The sequence below is a fragment of the Streptomyces sp. NBC_00440 genome, from assembly GCF_036014215.1.
In the GTDB taxonomy this organism is placed as follows: Bacteria; Actinomycetota; Actinomycetes; order Streptomycetales; family Streptomycetaceae; genus Streptomyces.
Genome location: NZ_CP107921.1, coordinates 7,600,388 through 7,618,537, shown reverse-complemented (window position 1 = coordinate 7,618,537; position 18,150 = coordinate 7,600,388). Strand labels below are relative to the sequence as shown.

At 69.4% G+C, this 18,150-nt stretch carries 16 protein-coding genes; 10 read left to right on the top strand and 6 right to left on the bottom strand.

The window, feature by feature from the left end; all coding sequences use genetic code 11:
* Window positions 1-288: 288 nt before the first annotated feature.
* The 9 genes from OHB13_RS33885 to OHB13_RS33845 all read left to right on the top strand — a co-directional run bounded on the left by OHB13_RS33885 (window position 289) and on the right by OHB13_RS33845 (window position 9,114).
* Window positions 289-1,143 carry a trypsin-like serine peptidase gene (locus tag OHB13_RS33885; protein WP_328379664.1) on the top strand — a complete coding sequence of 285 codons (855 nt, stop codon included), beginning with the start codon at window positions 289-291 and terminating at the stop codon, window positions 1,141-1,143.
* 586 nt (window positions 1,144-1,729) lie between these two features.
* On the top strand, window positions 1,730-3,985 hold the full coding sequence (locus OHB13_RS33880) for a heavy metal translocating P-type ATPase (protein ID WP_328379663.1): 2,256 nt from the start codon (window positions 1,730-1,732) through the stop codon (window positions 3,983-3,985).
* A gap of 17 nt (window positions 3,986-4,002) precedes the next feature.
* The gene (locus OHB13_RS33875) at window positions 4,003-4,284 is read left to right on the top strand and encodes a metal-sensitive transcriptional regulator (RefSeq protein WP_266862130.1); all 282 of its coding nucleotides are present in this window, start codon (window positions 4,003-4,005) and stop codon (window positions 4,282-4,284) included.
* Between the two features lie 156 nt (window positions 4,285-4,440).
* The gene (locus tag OHB13_RS33870; protein ID WP_266862132.1) at window positions 4,441-4,821 is read left to right on the top strand and encodes a BlaI/MecI/CopY family transcriptional regulator; all 381 of its coding nucleotides are present in this window, start codon (window positions 4,441-4,443) and stop codon (window positions 4,819-4,821) included.
* A 62-nt stretch (window positions 4,822-4,883) separates the two neighbouring features.
* A complete protein-coding gene (locus tag OHB13_RS33865) occupies window positions 4,884-5,741 on the top strand; it encodes a M56 family metallopeptidase (RefSeq protein WP_328379662.1) in 858 nt (285 codons plus the stop codon).
* A gap of 118 nt (window positions 5,742-5,859) precedes the next feature.
* A complete protein-coding gene (locus tag OHB13_RS33860; RefSeq protein WP_266862136.1) occupies window positions 5,860-6,333 on the top strand; it encodes a GNAT family N-acetyltransferase in 474 nt (157 codons plus the stop codon).
* Between the two features lie 227 nt (window positions 6,334-6,560).
* The gene (locus OHB13_RS33855; RefSeq protein WP_328379661.1) at window positions 6,561-7,406 is read left to right on the top strand and encodes a class I SAM-dependent methyltransferase; all 846 of its coding nucleotides are present in this window, start codon (window positions 6,561-6,563) and stop codon (window positions 7,404-7,406) included.
* 70 nt (window positions 7,407-7,476) lie between these two features.
* Window positions 7,477-8,568 carry a helix-turn-helix transcriptional regulator gene (locus OHB13_RS33850; protein WP_266862140.1) on the top strand — a complete coding sequence of 364 codons (1,092 nt, stop codon included), beginning with the start codon at window positions 7,477-7,479 and terminating at the stop codon, window positions 8,566-8,568.
* Window positions 8,569-8,676: 108 nt separating this feature from the next.
* Window positions 8,677-9,114, top strand: a complete 438-nt coding sequence (locus OHB13_RS33845) for a Fur family transcriptional regulator (RefSeq protein WP_328379660.1) — start codon at window positions 8,677-8,679, stop codon at window positions 9,112-9,114.
* Between the two features lie 852 nt (window positions 9,115-9,966).
* On the opposite strand, the gene mshA is transcribed toward OHB13_RS33845, so the two are convergent.
* The 5 genes from mshA to asnB form a co-directional block, all read right to left on the bottom strand.
* Window positions 9,967-11,301 carry a D-inositol-3-phosphate glycosyltransferase gene (gene mshA, locus OHB13_RS33840; protein ID WP_405754833.1) on the bottom strand — a complete coding sequence of 445 codons (1,335 nt, stop codon included), beginning with the start codon at window positions 11,299-11,301 and terminating at the stop codon, window positions 9,967-9,969.
* A gap of 91 nt (window positions 11,302-11,392) precedes the next feature.
* Window positions 11,393-12,955: a class I tRNA ligase family protein gene (locus OHB13_RS33835; RefSeq protein ID WP_328379659.1), complete on the bottom strand. Its 1,563-nt coding sequence runs from the start codon at window positions 12,953-12,955 to the stop codon at window positions 11,393-11,395.
* Between the two features lie 41 nt (window positions 12,956-12,996).
* Entirely contained in the window at window positions 12,997-13,734 is a 738-nt protein-coding gene (locus tag OHB13_RS33830; protein WP_266862144.1) for an SDR family oxidoreductase, read from the bottom strand.
* Window positions 13,735-13,864: 130 nt separating this feature from the next.
* Window positions 13,865-14,788 (bottom strand): PrpF domain-containing protein, encoded by a 924-nt coding sequence (locus tag OHB13_RS33825; RefSeq protein ID WP_328379658.1) that lies wholly within the window; start codon window positions 14,786-14,788, stop codon window positions 13,865-13,867.
* Complete coding sequence (asnB, locus tag OHB13_RS33820) at window positions 14,785-16,575, bottom strand: asparagine synthase (glutamine-hydrolyzing) (protein WP_328379657.1); 1,791 nt, start codon at window positions 16,573-16,575, stop codon at window positions 14,785-14,787. The genes OHB13_RS33825 and asnB overlap by 4 nt, the downstream gene beginning before the upstream one ends.
* A 156-nt stretch (window positions 16,576-16,731) precedes the next feature.
* On the opposite strand from asnB, the gene OHB13_RS33815 reads away from it, so the two are divergent.
* Window positions 16,732-17,472, top strand: a complete 741-nt coding sequence (locus tag OHB13_RS33815; protein WP_328379656.1) for a PIG-L deacetylase family protein — start codon at window positions 16,732-16,734, stop codon at window positions 17,470-17,472.
* 24 nt (window positions 17,473-17,496) lie between these two features.
* On the opposite strand, the gene OHB13_RS33810 is transcribed toward OHB13_RS33815, so the two are convergent.
* Window positions 17,497-18,114 (bottom strand): TetR/AcrR family transcriptional regulator C-terminal domain-containing protein, encoded by a 618-nt coding sequence (locus OHB13_RS33810; protein ID WP_328379655.1) that lies wholly within the window; start codon window positions 18,112-18,114, stop codon window positions 17,497-17,499.
* Window positions 18,115-18,150 lie beyond the last annotated feature (36 nt).

Genomic DNA, 18,150 nt, shown 5'->3' with positions numbered 1-18,150 from the left:
AAAGCACTTGAACGTCGAATGGACGGCGTTCGCGTTCGTGCATGCTGGCACGGTTCCGAACGATACCGAAAGACAGGCGACATCAATCCGTCAAATCCATGGAGAACAACCCATGTTGACCATGCGATTGATGGCCTCATGCACCCTGTGGCCAACGAAGCGGATCCCACCTTCGAGCACAGCGAGCTTCGTTCGAAAGTTTACGATGCCGAATGATGCGACCACGCAGCGCGCGGCGCGATCCATCCAATGCGCCCGCGAAGGCTCGGGCCTGCCGATAATGGCGCCGTGGCTCCGAAGGACAGGAAAATCCTGGCGCCCCTGACGTTCGCCGTCGTCGGGGCGCTCGCGCTGCTCGGTTACGCCTCTCAGGCCGAGACCAGCAGTGCACAACGGCACGCCGACAGCAGGCCCGGGATGCCGGGTGCCCAAGTGCGGGAGCAGGACCAGCCGCAGACGGCACGGGCCGCCGACGGCACCGCGTACACCCCTCTCAGAACGCAGCAGAACGCCCGCGTGGGCGCGTTGTTCGAGAAGGACGACAGGGGTGATCACTTCTGCACCGCGAGCGTCGTGACGAGTCCGGGCCGGAACATGCTGGTCACTGCTGCCCATTGCGCCTTCGACAGTGACGGGACACCCAGGGGCGACCTCGTCTTCGCGCCCGCCTACCGGGCCGGCGCGAAGCCCGCCGGGCTGTGGAAGGTCCGGAAGGTCGTCGCGGACGACCGCTGGGCCAAGAACGGGAACCCGGATGTCGACGTCGCCTTCCTGATCCTCGACAACAACGACGGCAAGCGGATCCAGGACATCCTCGGCGGCAACACACTCGGCATCAGACGGGGCTTCCACAACAAGGTGAAGGTCACCGGCTACCCCAACAACAGGGATACGCCGATCTCCTGCCGTAACCGGACCACCCGGTTCAGCAACACGCAGATGCGTATCCACTGCACGAACTTCGCCGGTGGTACGAGTGGCAGCCCCTGGGTCGTCGACGGCACAGCGAACGCCCCCGCCGACACGGTGGTCGGTGTCCTCGGCGGTTACGAACGCGGCGGTGACGAGGACGACGTTTCCTACGCCTCGTACTTCGACAAGGACATCGCCGACCTCTACCAGCAGGCCAAGACCCAGGACTGAGTCCGCCCCGGCCGGATCCACCGGAGCATCACATACCCCCCTTGGGTATAATTCCAGCAAGGAGGAGCCGATGAACCAGGAGATGGACGAGATAACGGGCCACGAACTCACCTGGCGTGAGGGGAAATGAGACCCGGAGCCCGGGACGCCCTGCGCAAGGCAGCTGCGCATCCACTGGTCAGGGTCGTCGCGGTGGCGCTTCTGCAGCATCTCGCCACACGGCTGGCAGAGCCGGGCCCGCGTCCGGCGCGGCCCGACCGCGCGTGCGGAGGCTCCGCACCGCCACCGCACAAGGCCGTCGAGAGCGGACAGTGAGAAGCACCGAAGGGGGCGGACCGAGCCGGTCCGCCCCCTTCGGTGTCGAAGTCACCGCCCCGCCCGGCCGGCCCGCCTGCCCGGCGCCGCGGCTACCGGCTGCCGCACGTCGCCATCGGGTGCGACACCCCTGAGAGAACCCATACCTCTCAGGGGTGTCGCACCCCACAGAATCACCCCTTGCGCGACATACACCCGGGGGGTATATATGGAGGCGACTTACTGATACCCCCCAGGGGTATGAATCGCCGCCAAGCCCGAGGAGCAAGCCATGGGTACCCCAACGACGACAGCGGGCACCGCCGCGGTCGAGCTCGCGATCGGCGGGATGACCTGCGCCTCGTGCGCGGCCCGGATCGAGAAGAAGCTCAACCGCATGGACGGCGTCGAGGCCACCGTCAACTACGCGACCGAGAAGGCGAAGGTCACCTTCGCCGAGCACGTCGATGTCACGGACCTCATCGCCACCGTCGAGGCGACCGGCTACACCGCACAGGAACCGGCTCCGCCTTCGGCCGCCGGTGCGTCCGCTGCCGCAGCGGAGCAGGAGAGCGACACGCTCGCCCCGCTGCGGCAGCGCCTCATCACCGCGGCGGTCCTCGCCGTCCCCGTGATCGCCATGGCGATGATCCCCGCGCTGCAGTTCGACTACTGGCAGTGGCTGAGTCTCACCCTGGCCGCGCCGGTGGTCACCTATGCGGCCTGGCCCTTCCACCGCGCCGCGTTCACCAACGCACGGCACGGCGCTGCGACGATGGACACGCTGATCTCGGTCGGCACGTCGGCCGCGTTCCTGTGGTCGCTGTGGGCGCTGTTCTTCGGCACCGCCGGCACCCCCGGAATGACGCACCCCTTTGAATTCACCATCGCCCGCAGCGACGGCGCCGGGAACATCTATCTGGAGGCCGCCGCCGGTGTCACCGCGTTCATCCTCGCCGGGCGCTACTTCGAGGCCCGCTCCAAGCGCAGGGCCGGTGCCGCGCTCAAGGCCCTTCTCGAACTCGGTGCCAAGGAGGTCACGGTCCTGCGCAACGGCCGGCAGGAGACCATCCCGACCGCCGAACTGCAGGTAGGGGACCGGTTCCTGGTACGTCCCGGGGAGAAGATCGCCACGGACGGCACGGTCGTCGAAGGCGCATCCGCCGTTGACGCGTCAATGCTCACCGGCGAGTCCGTCCCGGTCGAGGTCGCCGTCGGCGACGCCGTCACCGGCGCGACCCTGAACGCCGGCGGCCGTCTCGTCATCGAAGCCACCCGGGTCGGCGCCGACACCCAGCTCGCCAGGATGGCGAAGCTGGTCGAGGACGCGCAGAACGGCAAGGCCGCCGCCCAGCGCCTCGCCGACAAGATCTCCGCCGTCTTCGTCCCGGTCGTCATCGCGCTCGCGCTCGGCACCCTCGGCTTCTGGCTGGGCACGGGCTCCGGTCTGGCAGCCGCGTTCACCGCCGCGGTCGCCGTACTGATCATCGCCTGCCCGTGCGCCCTGGGCCTCGCCACACCGACCGCCCTCATGGTGGGTACGGGACGCGGCGCCCAGCTCGGCATTCTGATCAAGGGGCCCGAAGTCCTGGAGACCACCCGCAAGGTCGACACGATCGTCCTGGACAAGACCGGCACCGTCACCACCGGCCGGATGACCCTGCTCGCCGTGCACACCACCGACAGCACCACCGAGTCCGAAGTACTGCGGCTGGCGGGCGCGCTGGAGAACGCGTCCGAGCATCCCATCGCCCAGGCCGTCGCCACCGGAGCCACCGAGAAGACCGGCCCACTGGCCACTCCCGAGGACTTCGCGAACGTCCCCGGCCTCGGCGTCCAGGGCGTCGTGGACGGCCATGCCGTCCTCGTCGGCCGGGAGCAGCTGCTCAAGGACTGGGCCATGGAGCTGCCCACCGGACTGGCCCGCGCCAAGCACGCGGCCGAGGCTGCCGGCCGTACGGCGATCGCCGTCGCCTGGGACGGCGAGGCCCGGGGCGTCCTCGAAGTGGCCGACGCCGTCAAGGAGACCAGCGCCGAGGCCATCCGCCGGCTGCGCGCGCTCGGCCTCACCCCGATCCTGCTCACCGGGGACAACAAGGCCGTCGCACAGTCCGTGGCCGCCGAGGTAGGCATCGACGAGATCATCGCTGAGGTGATGCCCGAGGACAAGGTCGCCGTCGTCAAGAGGCTGCAGGCGGAGGGCCGCAGCGTCGCCATGGTGGGTGACGGGGTGAACGACGCCGCCGCCCTCGCCCAGGCCGATCTGGGCCTCGCCATGGGCACCGGCACGGACGCCGCGATCGAGGCCGGCGACCTCACTCTCGTACGGGGCGATCTCAACGCCGCCGCCGACGCCATCCGCCTCTCCCGCCGCACCCTGGGGACCATCAGGTCCAACCTGTTCTGGGCCTTCGCCTACAACGTGGCCGCCCTCCCCCTCGCGGCCACCGGTCTCCTCAACCCGATGATCGCCGGAGCGGCCATGGCCTTCTCCTCCGTCTTCGTCGTCGGCAACTCCCTGCGGCTGCGCCGCTTCCAGGCCGCGTGAACGGGGCGTGACGGAAGATGGCCGGATACCAGCACCAGAAGGAAGACGTCCTCAGACGCCTCAAGCGCATCGAGGGCCAGGTACGCGGACTGCACCGCATGGTCGAGGACGACACCTACTGCATCGATGTGCTGACCCAGATCTCCGCGACGGCCGCCGCGCTGCGGGCCTGTGCGCTGACGCTCCTCGACGAGCACCTCAACTGCTGTGTCGCGGAGGCCGTCTCCGCGGGCGGTGACCAGGCGACGGCGAAGGTGAGTGAGGCGTCGCAGGCCATCGCACGGCTCGTGAAGGCCTGAACTCCGGAAAGGGCAGCCGGACGGCAGTGGGACACGGCAGGCCCTGCCCCAGCGGGTATTGAGGCAGGGCACCGTGGAAACCAACGTCTACGATGTGACGCATCGTGAACGGTTCAGTGCGGCAACTGAGGCGACCAAGGCGACTAAGGGGACAGAGTGCGACGGCTGGGGGATCTGGAAGCCGAGATCATGGACCGTCTCTGGCGGTGGCAGACACCGTCGACCGTTCGCCGGATCGTCGATGACCTCAACCTGACCCGGCCGGTCGCGTACACCACGGTCATGACGGTCGCCGACATACTGCACACCAAGGGCTGGCTGAGCCGGGAGAAGATCAGCCGCGCCTGGGTCTACGAGGCGAAGCAGAGCCGTGAGGAGTACACGGCCGGGCTGATGCAGGACGCCCTCGGAGCCACCGAGAACAGGCAGGGGGCCCTGCTGCGCTTCGTGGAGCACATGTCCGTGGAGGACGTCTCGGCGCTGGACGCCGCTCTCCGCGCGGTCCAGCGGCCCGGCGCCGACGGCGGCTCCAGATGAACCACCACGTGGTGCCGCCGCTGGTGCTGGCACTCGCCGCGGGCGCGGTACTCCCGGTGGGGATGTCCCGCAGCCACTGGCCCCATCAGGCACCCAGACTGGCGCTCGCCACGTGGAGCGCGCTCGCGGCTGTCTTCATCGCGGCTTCGTCCTGCGCCGCACTGCTGCTTCTGCTGCCGTACCGGAGCAGCGTCCATCTCTCCGACCTTGCCGAAGCCTGCCTGCCCTGGGCTGCGCAGGCCTGCGTCGCACCGCACCTCGCGGGAGTACGCCCCACGGACTTACCGGCAATTGCCGTCGCACTGGCATTGCTTCTTCTTCCGGCGGCGCTCTTTCTGCGTGAGGCAATCCGTACGCGACGTCTACGGGTCCGGCACACCGAATTGCTGAACCTCGTCGGCCGATGGGAACCCGCCCTGGATGCCACACTGTTCGAGCACAAAACACCGGCAATCTATTGCGTTCCCGGGCGGTCGTCGCAAGTGGTCGTGAGCACCGGTGCACTCCGTGCGCTCACCGTCGTCCAGCTGGACGCCGCGCTCCGGCACGAGCGGGCCCACATTGCCGGCCGTCACCATCTGCTGACCGTCGCGGCGCAGTCGCTCAGCCACTCCTTTCCCCCGATACCGCTGATTCGCCGGATAACGTCAGAAGTGCCGCTTCTGGTCGAGATGACCGCCGACGACCGGGCCCTGCGCGCATGTTCCAGGGAAGCACTCGCGACCGCCCTGTACTCGGTGGCGACCGGGCGCGCCCCGCAGTGGACGATGTCGGCCGGCGGGCCTTCCGCCGTTCTGCGGGTACGTCGCATACTGACGCAGGAGTCCGGACGTCCGGTACTGCTCGGCCTGCTGACGTCCGCGGCGGTCATCTGCGCGGTCACACCGATCGCCCTCGCCTGCTGTTTAATCCAAGGCTGAATCATTTACTGAATTACTTAGTACGTTCGTAAATACTCGGAGCGTGACTGCGCGGGTCAATTGGCGGCTATTCTTGGGGCGTTGGAGAAAGCGACCCACCCCTGGAGGCCCGGAGCTCATGCACCACACAGAGGTGCGGTCCGCAACCCCTGCCGAAGCAACCGCCATTTCACACCTTCTGGCAGAGGCAATACGCGACACCTATACCGGCACCCTGCGCGATCCGGCCATTCAGCAGCTGATAAGTACCAATTGCTCACTGACCCGGATCAGGGCGGAGATCGGCATCCCTGGCGGCGCTCCGGGCTGGCTCGGATGGCTGGTCGCCGTCGAGGGCGACGCGGTGGTCGGCGCTGCGGCGGGTGGCGTTCCGGCTGCGGGCGAGGGCGAGTTGTACTCCCTGTGTACGGCGCTGAGCGGGCGCGGCCGGGGCCTCGGCACCGCACTGCTCGCCGCCGTGACGCAACGCATGCTCGACCATGACGCCCGGCAGCAGGCCGTGACCCTGCACTGCGAACAGGACCCGACCGAAGGGTTCTTCCGCCGCCACGGGTTCGACGGGCCGGGCAGCCGGCTGACGCGCCCCGTGTAACCGCACCCGCACGGTTTCGGCCGCTCGGCGTAACCGCCCTCGCTCTGTCGACTGCTCGGCACGGCGCGCCCCGAGGGCCGGATGTGTGGCGCATCCACGCTATGGCATGGACGCGCAACCGCTGGCGCTGGCCCCGCCCGAAGGGTTCCGGACACCATGGTCCTCGCGGGGTTCCAGTGGGGGCCCGCGTGAAGGGCAGGACCAGGCCGAGCGCCCGCGGAGGAGCCATGCAGACACAGACCGAGCCCTTGCGTGCCGTACTCGACACCCTTCCGGCCCGCACTCCGGCCACCCGCGCCGCGCCGCCCCGGCTGCCGGGTCTTGAGTCGGTCTCCCCCGTCGGCCCGCAGGACATCTGGCTGCACGAAGCGCTGCTCGGGCCGTACAGCGAGGACATCCTGGCGTATCTGAACCTGGTCCGGCGCAGAGGCGGCACCGTGCTCGATCTGGGTTCCGGTGCCGGGCGGCTGGCGGTCCCCTTCGCCCGGCACGGCTTCCGCGTCGACGCCGTGGACCGGGACGCCGCGAGCCTCGACCGCCTCCACGCGTGGGCGGCCCGCATCGGGCCCCGCACCCGGCAGTCCGTCACCACGGTCCAGGCCGATCTCAACCTCCTGAAACTGCGGCGGAGTTACGATCTGGTCCTGCTCGCCGGGACGATGGTGTCGGCCGTCTCTCCCGCCGCCCGCCCGGGCCTGCTGCACGAGGTCGCCTCCCATCTGGAGGAGGGCGGCACACTGGCGCTCGACTACACCTCGCACGAGACCGGCGAACTCGCCCGGTGCCCCCGCCGCACCCACCGCTTCCAGGTGCCGCGCTGCGACGGCGTGGTCGAATGGGCCGTCGTGCAGCAGGTGTTCGACACCGGGGCCATGACCGAGCGGATCACGTACCGCACCGAACGCCCCGCTGACGCACGGGCCCGCAGCTCAGCCACCACGACCCTCAAGTGGGTGGTGGACCAGGACGCCCTGCGCGACGAACTCCGCGCGGCGGGCCTCCACATCACCGAACGTCGGCAACAGCGCCTGGATCGGCGCACGTTGAGCGTCTTCCTGGCCTGTCGCACGTGACGTGACACGCGTCACATCATCGATCAAGGGTGCGAAATCCGTACCACCTCTGTGTCTAAGGTGTGACGGGGTGCGATGTATCCAGTTGGGCCAGGGGGCGCTGCGCATGGGCAAGACCGACAAGGCACGTACGCAGTCGGCCGATCCGACACTTTCGCTGTACCAGGAGCTGCGTGCCCGGGGGGCGGGCAGTTACGAGAAGGTGGTCACCGATCTTGAGCTGGAGACCGAGGAGCGGGAGCGATGTCGGTCCGAACTGCTCGACCTGGGCTTGATCATTCCCACCGGATCGAAGCACGCCAGCCGTCTGGACGTCGAGAACGGCACACCGGCGGAAGCCGAGACCGACGGCGTCGCGGTCATCGATCCGGAGATCGCGTTACTCCGGCTGCTCCAGCGCGAGCAGCAGCGCCTCCGGACCCACCTCGCCGAGGCCGACGCCTCGTACAGCGCTCTTGAGTCGCTGGTCGGCCGTTTTCTGCGGCCGGGCGCGGTGACCAAGGGAACCGACGTGGAGGTGGAGGTCCTCACCGACTACCGGCGCATTCAGCAGGTGCTGGAGGACATGAGCCATGTCGTCCAGCACGAGGAAGCACTGATGCATCCCGGCACCCTGCAGAGGGAGTTCCCGGAGCGTGTACTGGAGCGGGACCGGCGCCAGCTCGACAAGGGCGTACGGATCCGGGCGATCTTCAACCAGCGGTTCGTCTCCGTACCCGAGCAGGCCGAGTACTTCCGGCGCAAGGCCGAGCAGGGCGCCGAGATCCGCATGTCCCCGGTGGTCCCCATGAACATGGTCATCGCGGACCACCACTTCGCCCTGATCCCGCTGGACCCTTCCAATCCGACGCTGGGCGCGATCCTCGCCCGCGGCGCCGCGCTCGTCCGCTCGTACCTGGCGCTGTACGAGTACTGCTGGCACACCGCGGCCCCCTACGGTGAAGTGCTCAACTCCGAGCAGGGCGGCGACGGGCTCACGGAACAGCAGCGTGCGGCACTGCAGATGCTCGCGTCCGGGATGAAGGACGAGAAGATCGCTCGCAGCATGGGCGTGTCCCTGCGGACCGTCAGCCGGATGCTTTCCGAGGTGATGGCCGAGCTCGGCGCGTCCAGTCGCTTCGAGGCCGGCGTACGGGCCGCCCGGCTCGGCTGGCTCGACTGAGCAGCCCCGGCCGGGCCGCTCCCGAGCGGCTCCCGACGGCCATCTCGCTTCTTACCGCCCAAGAGGTAAGATATCTCCAAAGTTTTGGTCGAACCAGGTGGCGGAGACATGACTCGCGAGGTAGCGACGACCGAGCGCGACGCGGCGATCCAGCAACTCCGTGACGTGGGGCTGCGCGTGACGGCTCCACGTCTGGAGATCCTGCACATCCTCACGGGCGGCGGCCACATGGACGTGGAGACCCTGGCGGCCGCGGCGCGTGAGAAATTGGGCGCGCTCACCAGTCAGGCCGTTTATGAAATGCTCCGGCATTTCCTTGAAACGGGACTGGTGACGAAGTTCGACCGACCGGGCCTTCCCGCCGTCTTCGAAATCGCGGGTACACCTCACCACCATGCGCTCTGCTCTCTGTGCGGGCGCGTCGACAATGTGACCAGCGCTCCCCTGAAAAAGCCGGGGAATGACTTGTCCGGGTGGGATGTCCATGGCTCGGAGATCGTCTTCAAGGGAATCTGCCCCGACTGCAGCGCCACAGCTCGGAACTGAGCACTTCCGAATAGACGAATCGGGCGGACGAAGGGCCCGGAGAGAGCTGCCGCCAGCCTCTCCGGGCCCTTCCGTTCGTCGGTCAGGCCTGCACCGGCGCCGGCCACTCACCGTTCGACAGCGGGACCGCTGCCGACGTGGGTGCAGGCCACTCACCGTCGCCGGCAGGTCGCACAGCAGCACCAGCGGGTGCAGGCCACTCACCGTCGCCGGCAGGCGTCACAGCAGCACCGGTGGGCGCAGGCCACTCACCATCAGCAGGCGTCACAGCAGGAGCAGTGGGCGCAGGCCACTCACCATCAGCAGGCCGCACAGCAGCGGGGGGAGGCGTCGGCCACTCGCCGTCGGCCGACACCGTGGCGGGGCCCGGGGCGGGCCACTCGCCGCCCCCGGCGGGCGTCTCCACGGCAACCGCCTGGGTGGCCGCCAGCACAGGCGGAATGGCTATTCCGCAACAGAGAATGGTGGCTACGGCGAACTGCCTGGCGACCTTGCGAATTCCGGAATTGCGAACGTGAGCAGACATGATTCCTCCAGGATGTGATTTCGATAGTCACCTCAGGGGGTCCGTGCCGCCGGGCCCCTCGAAGACATCTAAATAATCGCTCACCGGAAGCCACACAGCCAGAGTTTTCAACGTCGTGGACCTGCCATGGCGTTGATGCGTCACCTGCGGAATCCTCATTTCCGCGGGAGGGATCTTCTCCGGATATCCGCGATCTTGCACACCACTTCAGTGGTTCAGGCTCACCGATGAGCGCATTGCCCTTTCCGGCGCCTGGATTTCCCCGGGCCCACGACAAGAGGCGGGACCCCAACGGGCCCCGCCTCTTGAATACGCCGGTCTTTTGGTCAGACCAAAACAGATGGTAGCATCGGGCTACGGCTCCCCTGTTCCTCCAGGAGGGGGTTGCCGACGGGGCAGGGGCATGCCGCTGCCCCTGCCCCACCCAACGGCCCGGTGCGCAGGGCCCGTTCGTACACGGCGAGGGTCCTGTCCGCAGCGGACTGCCAGTTCATGCCCTGCGCACGACGGACCGCCGCCCGTCCCATCGACCGCGATGTGCCACGGCTCCGCGCGAACCACAGCAGCCGCTCGGCATAGTCGGCGGGGTTGTGTCCGCGTACGAGGAGTCCTGTTACGCCGTCCTGGACGGCGGTCGGCAGGCCGCCGACCGCCGATGCCAGCACCGGAGTGCCGCAGGCCTGGGCCTCAAGGGCCACCAGGCCGAAGGACTCGCTGCGCGAGGGAACGACGAGAACGTCCGCCGCCCGGTACCAGTCGGCCAACTCCCCCTGCGATGTGGCGGGGACGAAGCGCATCACATCGAGTACCCCCTGATCCCGGCAGAGGTTGTGCAGCGCATCAGGGGCAGCTGCACCGGCGCCGCTCAGGCCGCCGACGACCGGGACCACCATGCGGCCTCGCAGTCCTGGAGCGGAACGGAGCGCTTCGCCGACCGCCCGCACCAGGACGTCCGGAGCCTTGAGTGGCTGGAGGCGGCCGGCGAAGAGCGGCACGAACGCGCCGTGCGGCAGCCCGAGACGGGACCGGGCCGGCTGCTGCCCCCCTCCGGGGCGGAAGATCCGGGTGTTCACTCCCGGGCTCACCACATCGGTGCGCAGCTGATCGGCGCCGTACATGCCGACCAGGGCCGCCGCCTCGTCAGCGGTGTTCGCGATGAGGCGGTCGGCGATGCGCACCACACCCGCCTCGCCGCTGATACGCCACTCCGGTTCGGGTGTGTCGGTCGGCGCGAGGCAGGAGTTCTTGACCTTCGCGAGCGTGTGCATGGTGTGCACGAGAGGGACCCGCCAGTGCCCGGCCGCCGGCCCTCCCACCTGCCCGGAGAGCCAGTAGTGGGAGTGGACGAGGTCGTACGGGCGCTCGGCCCCGGCTCTGATCAGGGCCAGCGAGAACTCCAGCAGCAGGTCCCGCATGGACTCCTTGGGGAGCGGCTCGCAGGGGCCCGCGTGCAGATGCCGGACCCGGACCCCCTCGTCCAGCTGGACGTCGTCGGAGTGCCCCTCTCCGCGACACCGGGTGAAGAGGTCGACGGAGACGTCCCGCCGGGCGAGCGCCCGGGCCAGTTCGACCATGTAGACGTTCATGCCACCGGCGTCTCCGGTGCCGGGCCGGTGCAGTGGCGAGGTGTGGACACTGAGCATGGCGACGCGAAGGGACACGGCAGCTCCTCGGTTGGGAACGCGTGCCCCGTCGCCGCCTCGGATCGCCGGCGCCCGGCCACGCGGCGGATCGCTGGAAGGGACAAGCCGGTCAGAACCCGAAGACGGGTCCTGAGGGCCGTAAGAGCCGGGTGCCCGGCGAGGGCACAGCCAGCGCGTCGGTGGTGACCGGCCGCCCCGGCTCGATGTGGAGAGCCGACGCCAGCCGCCTGGAACCCTCCGGCATCACGGGTGCGGCCCAGGCGCAGAGCGCCGACGCGATGCTCAACTGCGCCGTCAGGGAAGGCAGATGACGTCCGCCGGCACTCGGGCGCCGCCGCTGGTGGGCGTTGACGTACCCGAAGTCGGCTGCCGAGAGCACGACTTCGTCGAGGAGGAGCACCACGCGGCGCGGGTCGAACGACTCCGGCGAGTAAGCATCACGCAGGTCGTCGGCCGCCCGGTGAAGGCGCCGCAGCTGGGTGCCCCATCCGGCGCCTCCCGGGGCCGCGTCGGGGATGACGCCGCCGTTCTCCTCGTACACGGCGTCGAACAGGCGGTTCAGCCACCCGTTCCACGTGCCGGTGAGGATCCGCAGCGTCGCGGCCGGCTCGTCCAGCCGGAAGTCGGGCCGCCGCGCCGCGGTGCGCCCTTCGAGTACGTGCCGGCGCAGCGTGTCGGAGCCGTACTCGATCAGCAGGTCGAGCGCCCACGCCCCGTCGTGCCCTTCCGCGCCCGTACGGGTCTCGTTGACGTAGAAGTCCTGCGGGAGTTTGACGCCCTTCGCGAGCAGGATCGCCGGCAGGAGGACGGCATGGCAGAAGGTGTGGCCGAAGCCGCCGAAGTGCGCGGTGCGTTCCGGCAGCGGCTGCTTGTCGAAGCCCTGGCCGAACAGGTGCATGGCCGCCGCCTCGAAGCATCCGTCGATGCGGTGCCCGTCGAGTCCGTCGACGGGCACCGGGATTCCCCAGTCGCCGGGATGGCCCACGGCCACGTCGGGCAGCCCGTCCTCGACGAGGGTTTCGCACAGGACCGCCAGCGAGGGCGGGAGCTCCGACGCGGCCCAGTAGTCGGCGAGAGGGCCGCGGAACTGCTCCAGGGCGAAGTAGGGCCGCCGGGAGCGGCGAAGCTGCGCAGGTGTGCCGCACAGCGTGCAGGAGGGGTCGGTCAGTGTGCCACCGTCGTTCGGCAGGGCGCAGACACGGCACACACCGCCTTCGCTCGCCGCGGCGCAGTGCGGGCAGCCGCCGGTCACCAGCGCTCCGTGCAGCCGGCGTTCGCAGGGTACGCAGTAGGGCATCGGCCGGGAGCGCACCACGATGGCTCCGTCCGCGTGGAGGCTGCGGAAGAGTGCCCTGGTCCAGCGGGCGTATCCGCGGTCGCGTCGTGGGTGGACGATGTGGTCGAACTCGATCCCGGCGTGCTGCCAGTCGGCTCTGATCGTGGTGCGGTAGCCGTCGGCGACGTCCTCCGGCGTCCGCTGCGCGCGGAGCGCTCTGGCTGCCACGGATGCGGTGTGGTCGGCAGTTCCGGTGGTGAACAGCACGCGTTCGCCGTCCGCCCGCAGAAAGCGGGCCAGGACGTCGGCGGCTACGTAGGGGCCGGCCAGATGTCCGATGTCGAGTTCGGCGCAGGGGGCGGGCGGGGTCGCGGTGATCCAGAGCGGCGTACTCATGGGTGGACCTCCTTGACGCTGGAGTGACGCGGGTGCGGTGCTCAGCGCGGTTCGAAGTGGAAGGAGCGGATGAAGCAGTCGCGCGGTTGCTCGACCGCGTAGACGACGCATTCGAAGAGTGCCTGGGTGGTGAGCTTCTCCTCGACGCCCCGGTTCCCGGCCCCCATTCCCTCCCATTCGGCGGAGCGCGGGTCGGAGGTGGAGAAGTCCGGTGGATAGAGCGAGAAGACACGGACGCCGGAAGGGCCGAGCCGTCGGGAGAGAATGTCGGCGAATCCGGCCTGGGCGCCTTTTGCCGCGTAGAAGGCTTCGTGCGCGTGGGAATCAGCTGTCGACCGGCCGGCGCACACGGCCACCATGTTGATGATGTCCGGGCGGTTCGACGCACGGAGCAACGGCAGGAAGTGTTTGACCATCAGCACGGTGCCGCCGGCCGTCGATTCGATCGTCTCCACGATCTCTTCGTCCGACGCGTCGTCGAGTTCCAGGCCGTCCAGCCACCGGGCCCCGTTGTTGACCAGGAGATCCACCCGGTCCGTCCGCTCGCCGACACGGCGTGCGAATTCCCGGATGTCGGCCGGCTTGCTCAGGTCGCATCCGAAGGCGTGAATGCGGTCCCGGGCTGAGCCCATGACTTCGGTCCGGGTGCGTTCGGCGGCCTCGACCGTGCGCGCGGATACGTAGACCTCGGCGCCCAGGTGGGCGAATCCGATGGCAAGCGCACGGCCGAAGTGCCGGGACGCACCGGTCACCACGACGTTCAGGTTCTGGAATGTCATCCTCTGCTGCGCTCCTCACACAGGACGGAAAAGGGCAGAACTCCCCCACGTCGAAAGGGCGGTGGGAAGTTCTTCGGAATCCAGCCTGACAGAGCGGAGGGGCCCGAAGGCGGTCAGAAGGGCTGCGTATTCACGCCGTGACGCGGATACGCCAGGGCATCGGCACCGCGCGTTCCAGGACGTACGCGCGCTTGCCGTGCACCGCCACGCTGCCGAGGCACGGCCCGTCCACCGCGGCCGACACGTGCGCCGTCCCGCCCGGGGTGGCGATGCTGAGGGCCGGGCCCTGCGCGAGGCGGTGCGGGACAGTACCGGAGATGGCAGCGGCCGCCGCGACGCACGCGGCTCCGGTGAGAGCGAGGCTGGGATGCCAGCCGTTGACGGTGATACCGCGGGCGAACAGCAGGCCGCTGGGGTCGGCGCCGATCACGGCGATCCTGGGCAGCCCCGACCGGGGTGCGCAGCCGAGCAGCCGAGCAGCGGCCGCTCTGATCCTCAGCAGGGGAAGCAGCAACTCGATTCCGGCGGCGAACAGTTCGGCCGCCGAGTGCACTCCGAGCGCTGCGGCGTCGACGAACACACAGGGATTGCCGAAACGTACGAGCGACACATCCAGGCCGCCCAGCCGCTGCAGGGGCAGACCCGTGGGGAGCAGTCCCGCGGCGGGCCAGGGGCCGGTGAACCTGACGATGTGGCCGCCGTGCGGGTCGGGCTCGCAGACGACGGTGTCGCCGGTCGTCAGGGCCCGTACCCGGACCGGCCCCGGCAGCCGCGCGGCGACGACGCAGGCGAGCAGCGAATGACCGCAGCCGCTGCGGAAGTTGAAACCGTCCGGCAGTCTCTGCACGAAGCGGTACTCCAGGTCGAAACCGGGATGGGGCGACGGCTGGTGGAACGCGATCTTCTGGATCTGTGCACGCCCTGTCGAGTCGAGCCACCGGCGGACGCCCAGGAGCTCCTTCCCCAGTGCGAGTGCGCCCCGGGGAAGCCCGTCGCCCGGCAGCACGAGCGTCGGACTCGGCGCTCCCTCCACCCGGACGATGTCCGCCCTCATGCCGCGCAGTCGACAGGCCGCCGCAGCCCCTGCACGACTTCCGTCCACAGCTCATGGACGGCGATGGCCCAGAGGGCCAGTGCGTCCGATGCGGAGGGGTGATCGATGTGCCGGGCGAGCAGCGCCTGCACCCGGTCGGGGCGCAGACGTCCGTCCCGCGCCAGCTTCGCGGGTGACAGCAGTTCCCGTACGGATTCCAGGAGGGGGCTGCCCGGGGCCAGCATGGCTGCCAGCGGCAGCGTGAACGGCTGTTTGGGCCGCCGCAGAACCGTGGCCGGCAGCAGCCCACGGCCCGCTTCGTACAGCGCGCGCTTCCCCGTCCGCTCCCCGGCGCTCCGGGACCTGGCCATGGCCACGGTGGCCGGCTGGCAGAACGGCATACGGGCCTCCACCGCGCAGGCCATGCTCAGATGGTCGACGCGCCGCAGGTGGTAGGCGGGAAGCCGGCAACCGGTCTCGAACTCGCTGAGCGTGGAGAGCCGGTCCCCTGTGGAGCGGCGCAGCCGGGCCGCGATGCGGTCGCTGTCGGAGCCCAGGTCGTTGATGAAGGCGCGGTAGGCCGGTGTGTACAGGTGGTGCCGGAGCAGCCGGGGCGCGGCCGCGAGCGCGTCGACGTAGGCAGCGGTCCAGTCCTGGCCGTCCGGTACCTCCATCGCGCGGCGGACCCGGTCGTAACCGCCGAAGAGTTCGTCGGCCCCGTCCCCGGTGAGCGCCACCGTGAATCCGGCCTCCCGCACGGCCCGGAACAGGGCGTAGGTGCTCAGCGCGATCGGGTCGGCGTTGGGCTGGCCGAGGTGGCGGACCGTACGGGTGAGGAGCGAGGCGAGCTCTGCCGGGTCGATGTCGACGCGGTGGTGCACGGTGCCCGCCCGGTTGGCGACGGCGCGCGCGTACGTGTGCTCGGCGTCCGGCCAGCGGCCCTGGTAGCCGAGGTGGAAGGTGTGCAACTGCCGGTCCTCACCGTGCAGTTCCTCGGCCGCGAGCGCCGTGACCAGTCCGGAGTCGAGCCCACCGCTGGTGACGGCGCACACCGGGACATCGGCGGCGGTCAGGCGGGCGGTCTCGTGTCGCAGGGTTTCCAGTACCCCCGTACCGGCGTGCGGTGAACGGCCGTCCGCCCCCGCACGGCGGCCTATCCGCAGGACGGAGCCGGGGGACGCGACCGCCGTGGCACCCGGCGGCAGGACGTGCACGCCGCGCAGCGCCGTCTCGGTGCCCAGGGGCGTCTTGGTGGCCAGCACCGAGTCGAGCGACTCCTCCCTGATGTCGGCCGGTACCGCGTCGAAGGCGAGGAGCGCGGGGATCTCCGACGCGAAGCGCACGGATCCGTCCCCGGAGACGTGGTAGTGGATGGGTTTCATCCCCATGTCGTCCACCGCCAGCACGAGTCGGGGCCGCGGCCGCCCGAGGTCGAGTACCGCGACCGCGAACATCCCGTCGAGATGCGCGGCGAACTCGGGGCCGTACTCCATGTAGAGGGCCGGCAGGATGCTGCCGTCGCAGAGATCGTCGAAGCGGTGCCCACGGGCGGACAGCCGTCGCCGCAGCTCGCGGTGGTTGTAGATCTCCCCGTTCAGCACGGCGAGCACACCGGGGGCGGTACGCAGCCGGTACGGCTGGCTGCCGTGCCCGGGATCCGTGACGGCGAGCCGGTCGCACCCCAGCGACCAGCCGCGGCCGCTGAGCACTCCATGCTCGTCGGGTCCGCCGTGACGCTGCCGACCCGACACAGCGTCCAGCTCGGGGGCGGTCACCCCAGCGGCGAATGAACCGAGAATCCTGCACATGCCAGCGCCTCCGGCTGTCAAATTCCCTGACGGCTTCTCTTAACTGCACCAATGATTTGAAGCTACCAAATTTTAGGGTGGCGCGTAAGTGCCATGTCTCGGACGCGCCACCCGGTGCGCCTTGCCCCCGGCCGGAGCAGGCAACAGGCTGAACACATGGACGAGTTGAGGACCGACAGCCCCGACCGCAGCGCGCCGGAGAGCCTGCTGGTCGTCGCCGCACACCCGGACGACATCGAGTTCTGTGTCAGCGGAACCGTGATGCAGTGGATCGCCCGGGGCACCCGCGCGACGTACTGCATCGTCACGGACGGAGACGCCGGCGGTTACGACGACCGGCTCCCCCGGCAGGCGATGGCGGACCTGCGCCGTGCCGAACAGGTCCATTCGGCGAAGCTCAGCGGCATCCAGGACGTCCGGTTCCTCGGATACCCGGACAGCCTTGTCGAGCCGAGCGTGGCTCTGAGGCGTGATCTGTGCCGTGTCATCCGCGAGGTCAGGCCGCAGCGCGCGATCATCCCCAGCCCCGAGATCAACTGGAAGAGACTCGCCGATCTGCACCCCGACCACCGGGCCGTCGGCGAGGCCGCACTGCGCGCCGTCTATCCCGAAGCGCGTAATCCGTTCGCCTACCCCGAACTCCTCGGAGGGGAAGGGCTCGAACCGTGGATCGTGCCGGAACTCTGGCTGATGACCGGCCCCACACCCAACCAGTATGTCGATGTCACCAGCGTCTTCAGCCGCAAGGTCGATGCCTTGCGCATTCACACGTCGCAGACCGCGCACTTCGATGATCTGGCGGGCCTGCTGCACGACTGGCTGTCGGAGCACGCGCAGGCGGCCGGCCTGCCCCCGGGGCGTCTGGCCGAAGCGTTCCAGATCGTGGCCACCGGCTAGGAGTTGTCTGGGCGCCGCTCCGTTTCACACCCCCAGGATGCGGGAGAGCCCGTAGTCGAAGCGCTCGTCGAAGGAGGTGTCCTCGAAGTACGCGGCGGCTCGGGACAGTGAGGGGTATGCGCCCATGTCCAGCTGTCGTGCGAACGCCGGACCCATCGCGTCAGGAAGCGCCTGTTCCTCCTGAGTCAGCCCCAAGGCGAAGTAGACGAGGCTCCAGCCGGTCCAGACCGCCTCGCGTTCCGCCAGCCCGCCGGCCAGCAGCGCCTCGGTCATCAGGTCGGCGAAGCGGAGTGTGGCGGGTTCGGCGGCGTACGTACCGGCCACGATCCTGGCCCCGTCCCGGTGGGCCAGCAGGGCGCGGCGGTAGCGGTGGAGCAGTTCGCGGACCCGTGGTTCCCAGGGCTCGGGCAGTCCGTCCACCGGCGCCCCGGCCACGATCGCATCCGCCATCAACTCCGACAGCCGCGCCTTGGTCTTCGCATGCCAGAGCACTGTGTTCATCCGGACGCCGAGCCGGTCCGCGATGCCGCGGATCGAGAGCCCGTCCGCACCTTTCTCCTCCAGCAGCTCCAGGGCCGTTCGCACCACCGTTGCGGGGTCGAGCCGTGTCCGGGCGAGATCCTCCGCTTGCTTCTTGGTCACCGACCTAGTCTACTGGGCGCACCCACCTTGGTCACT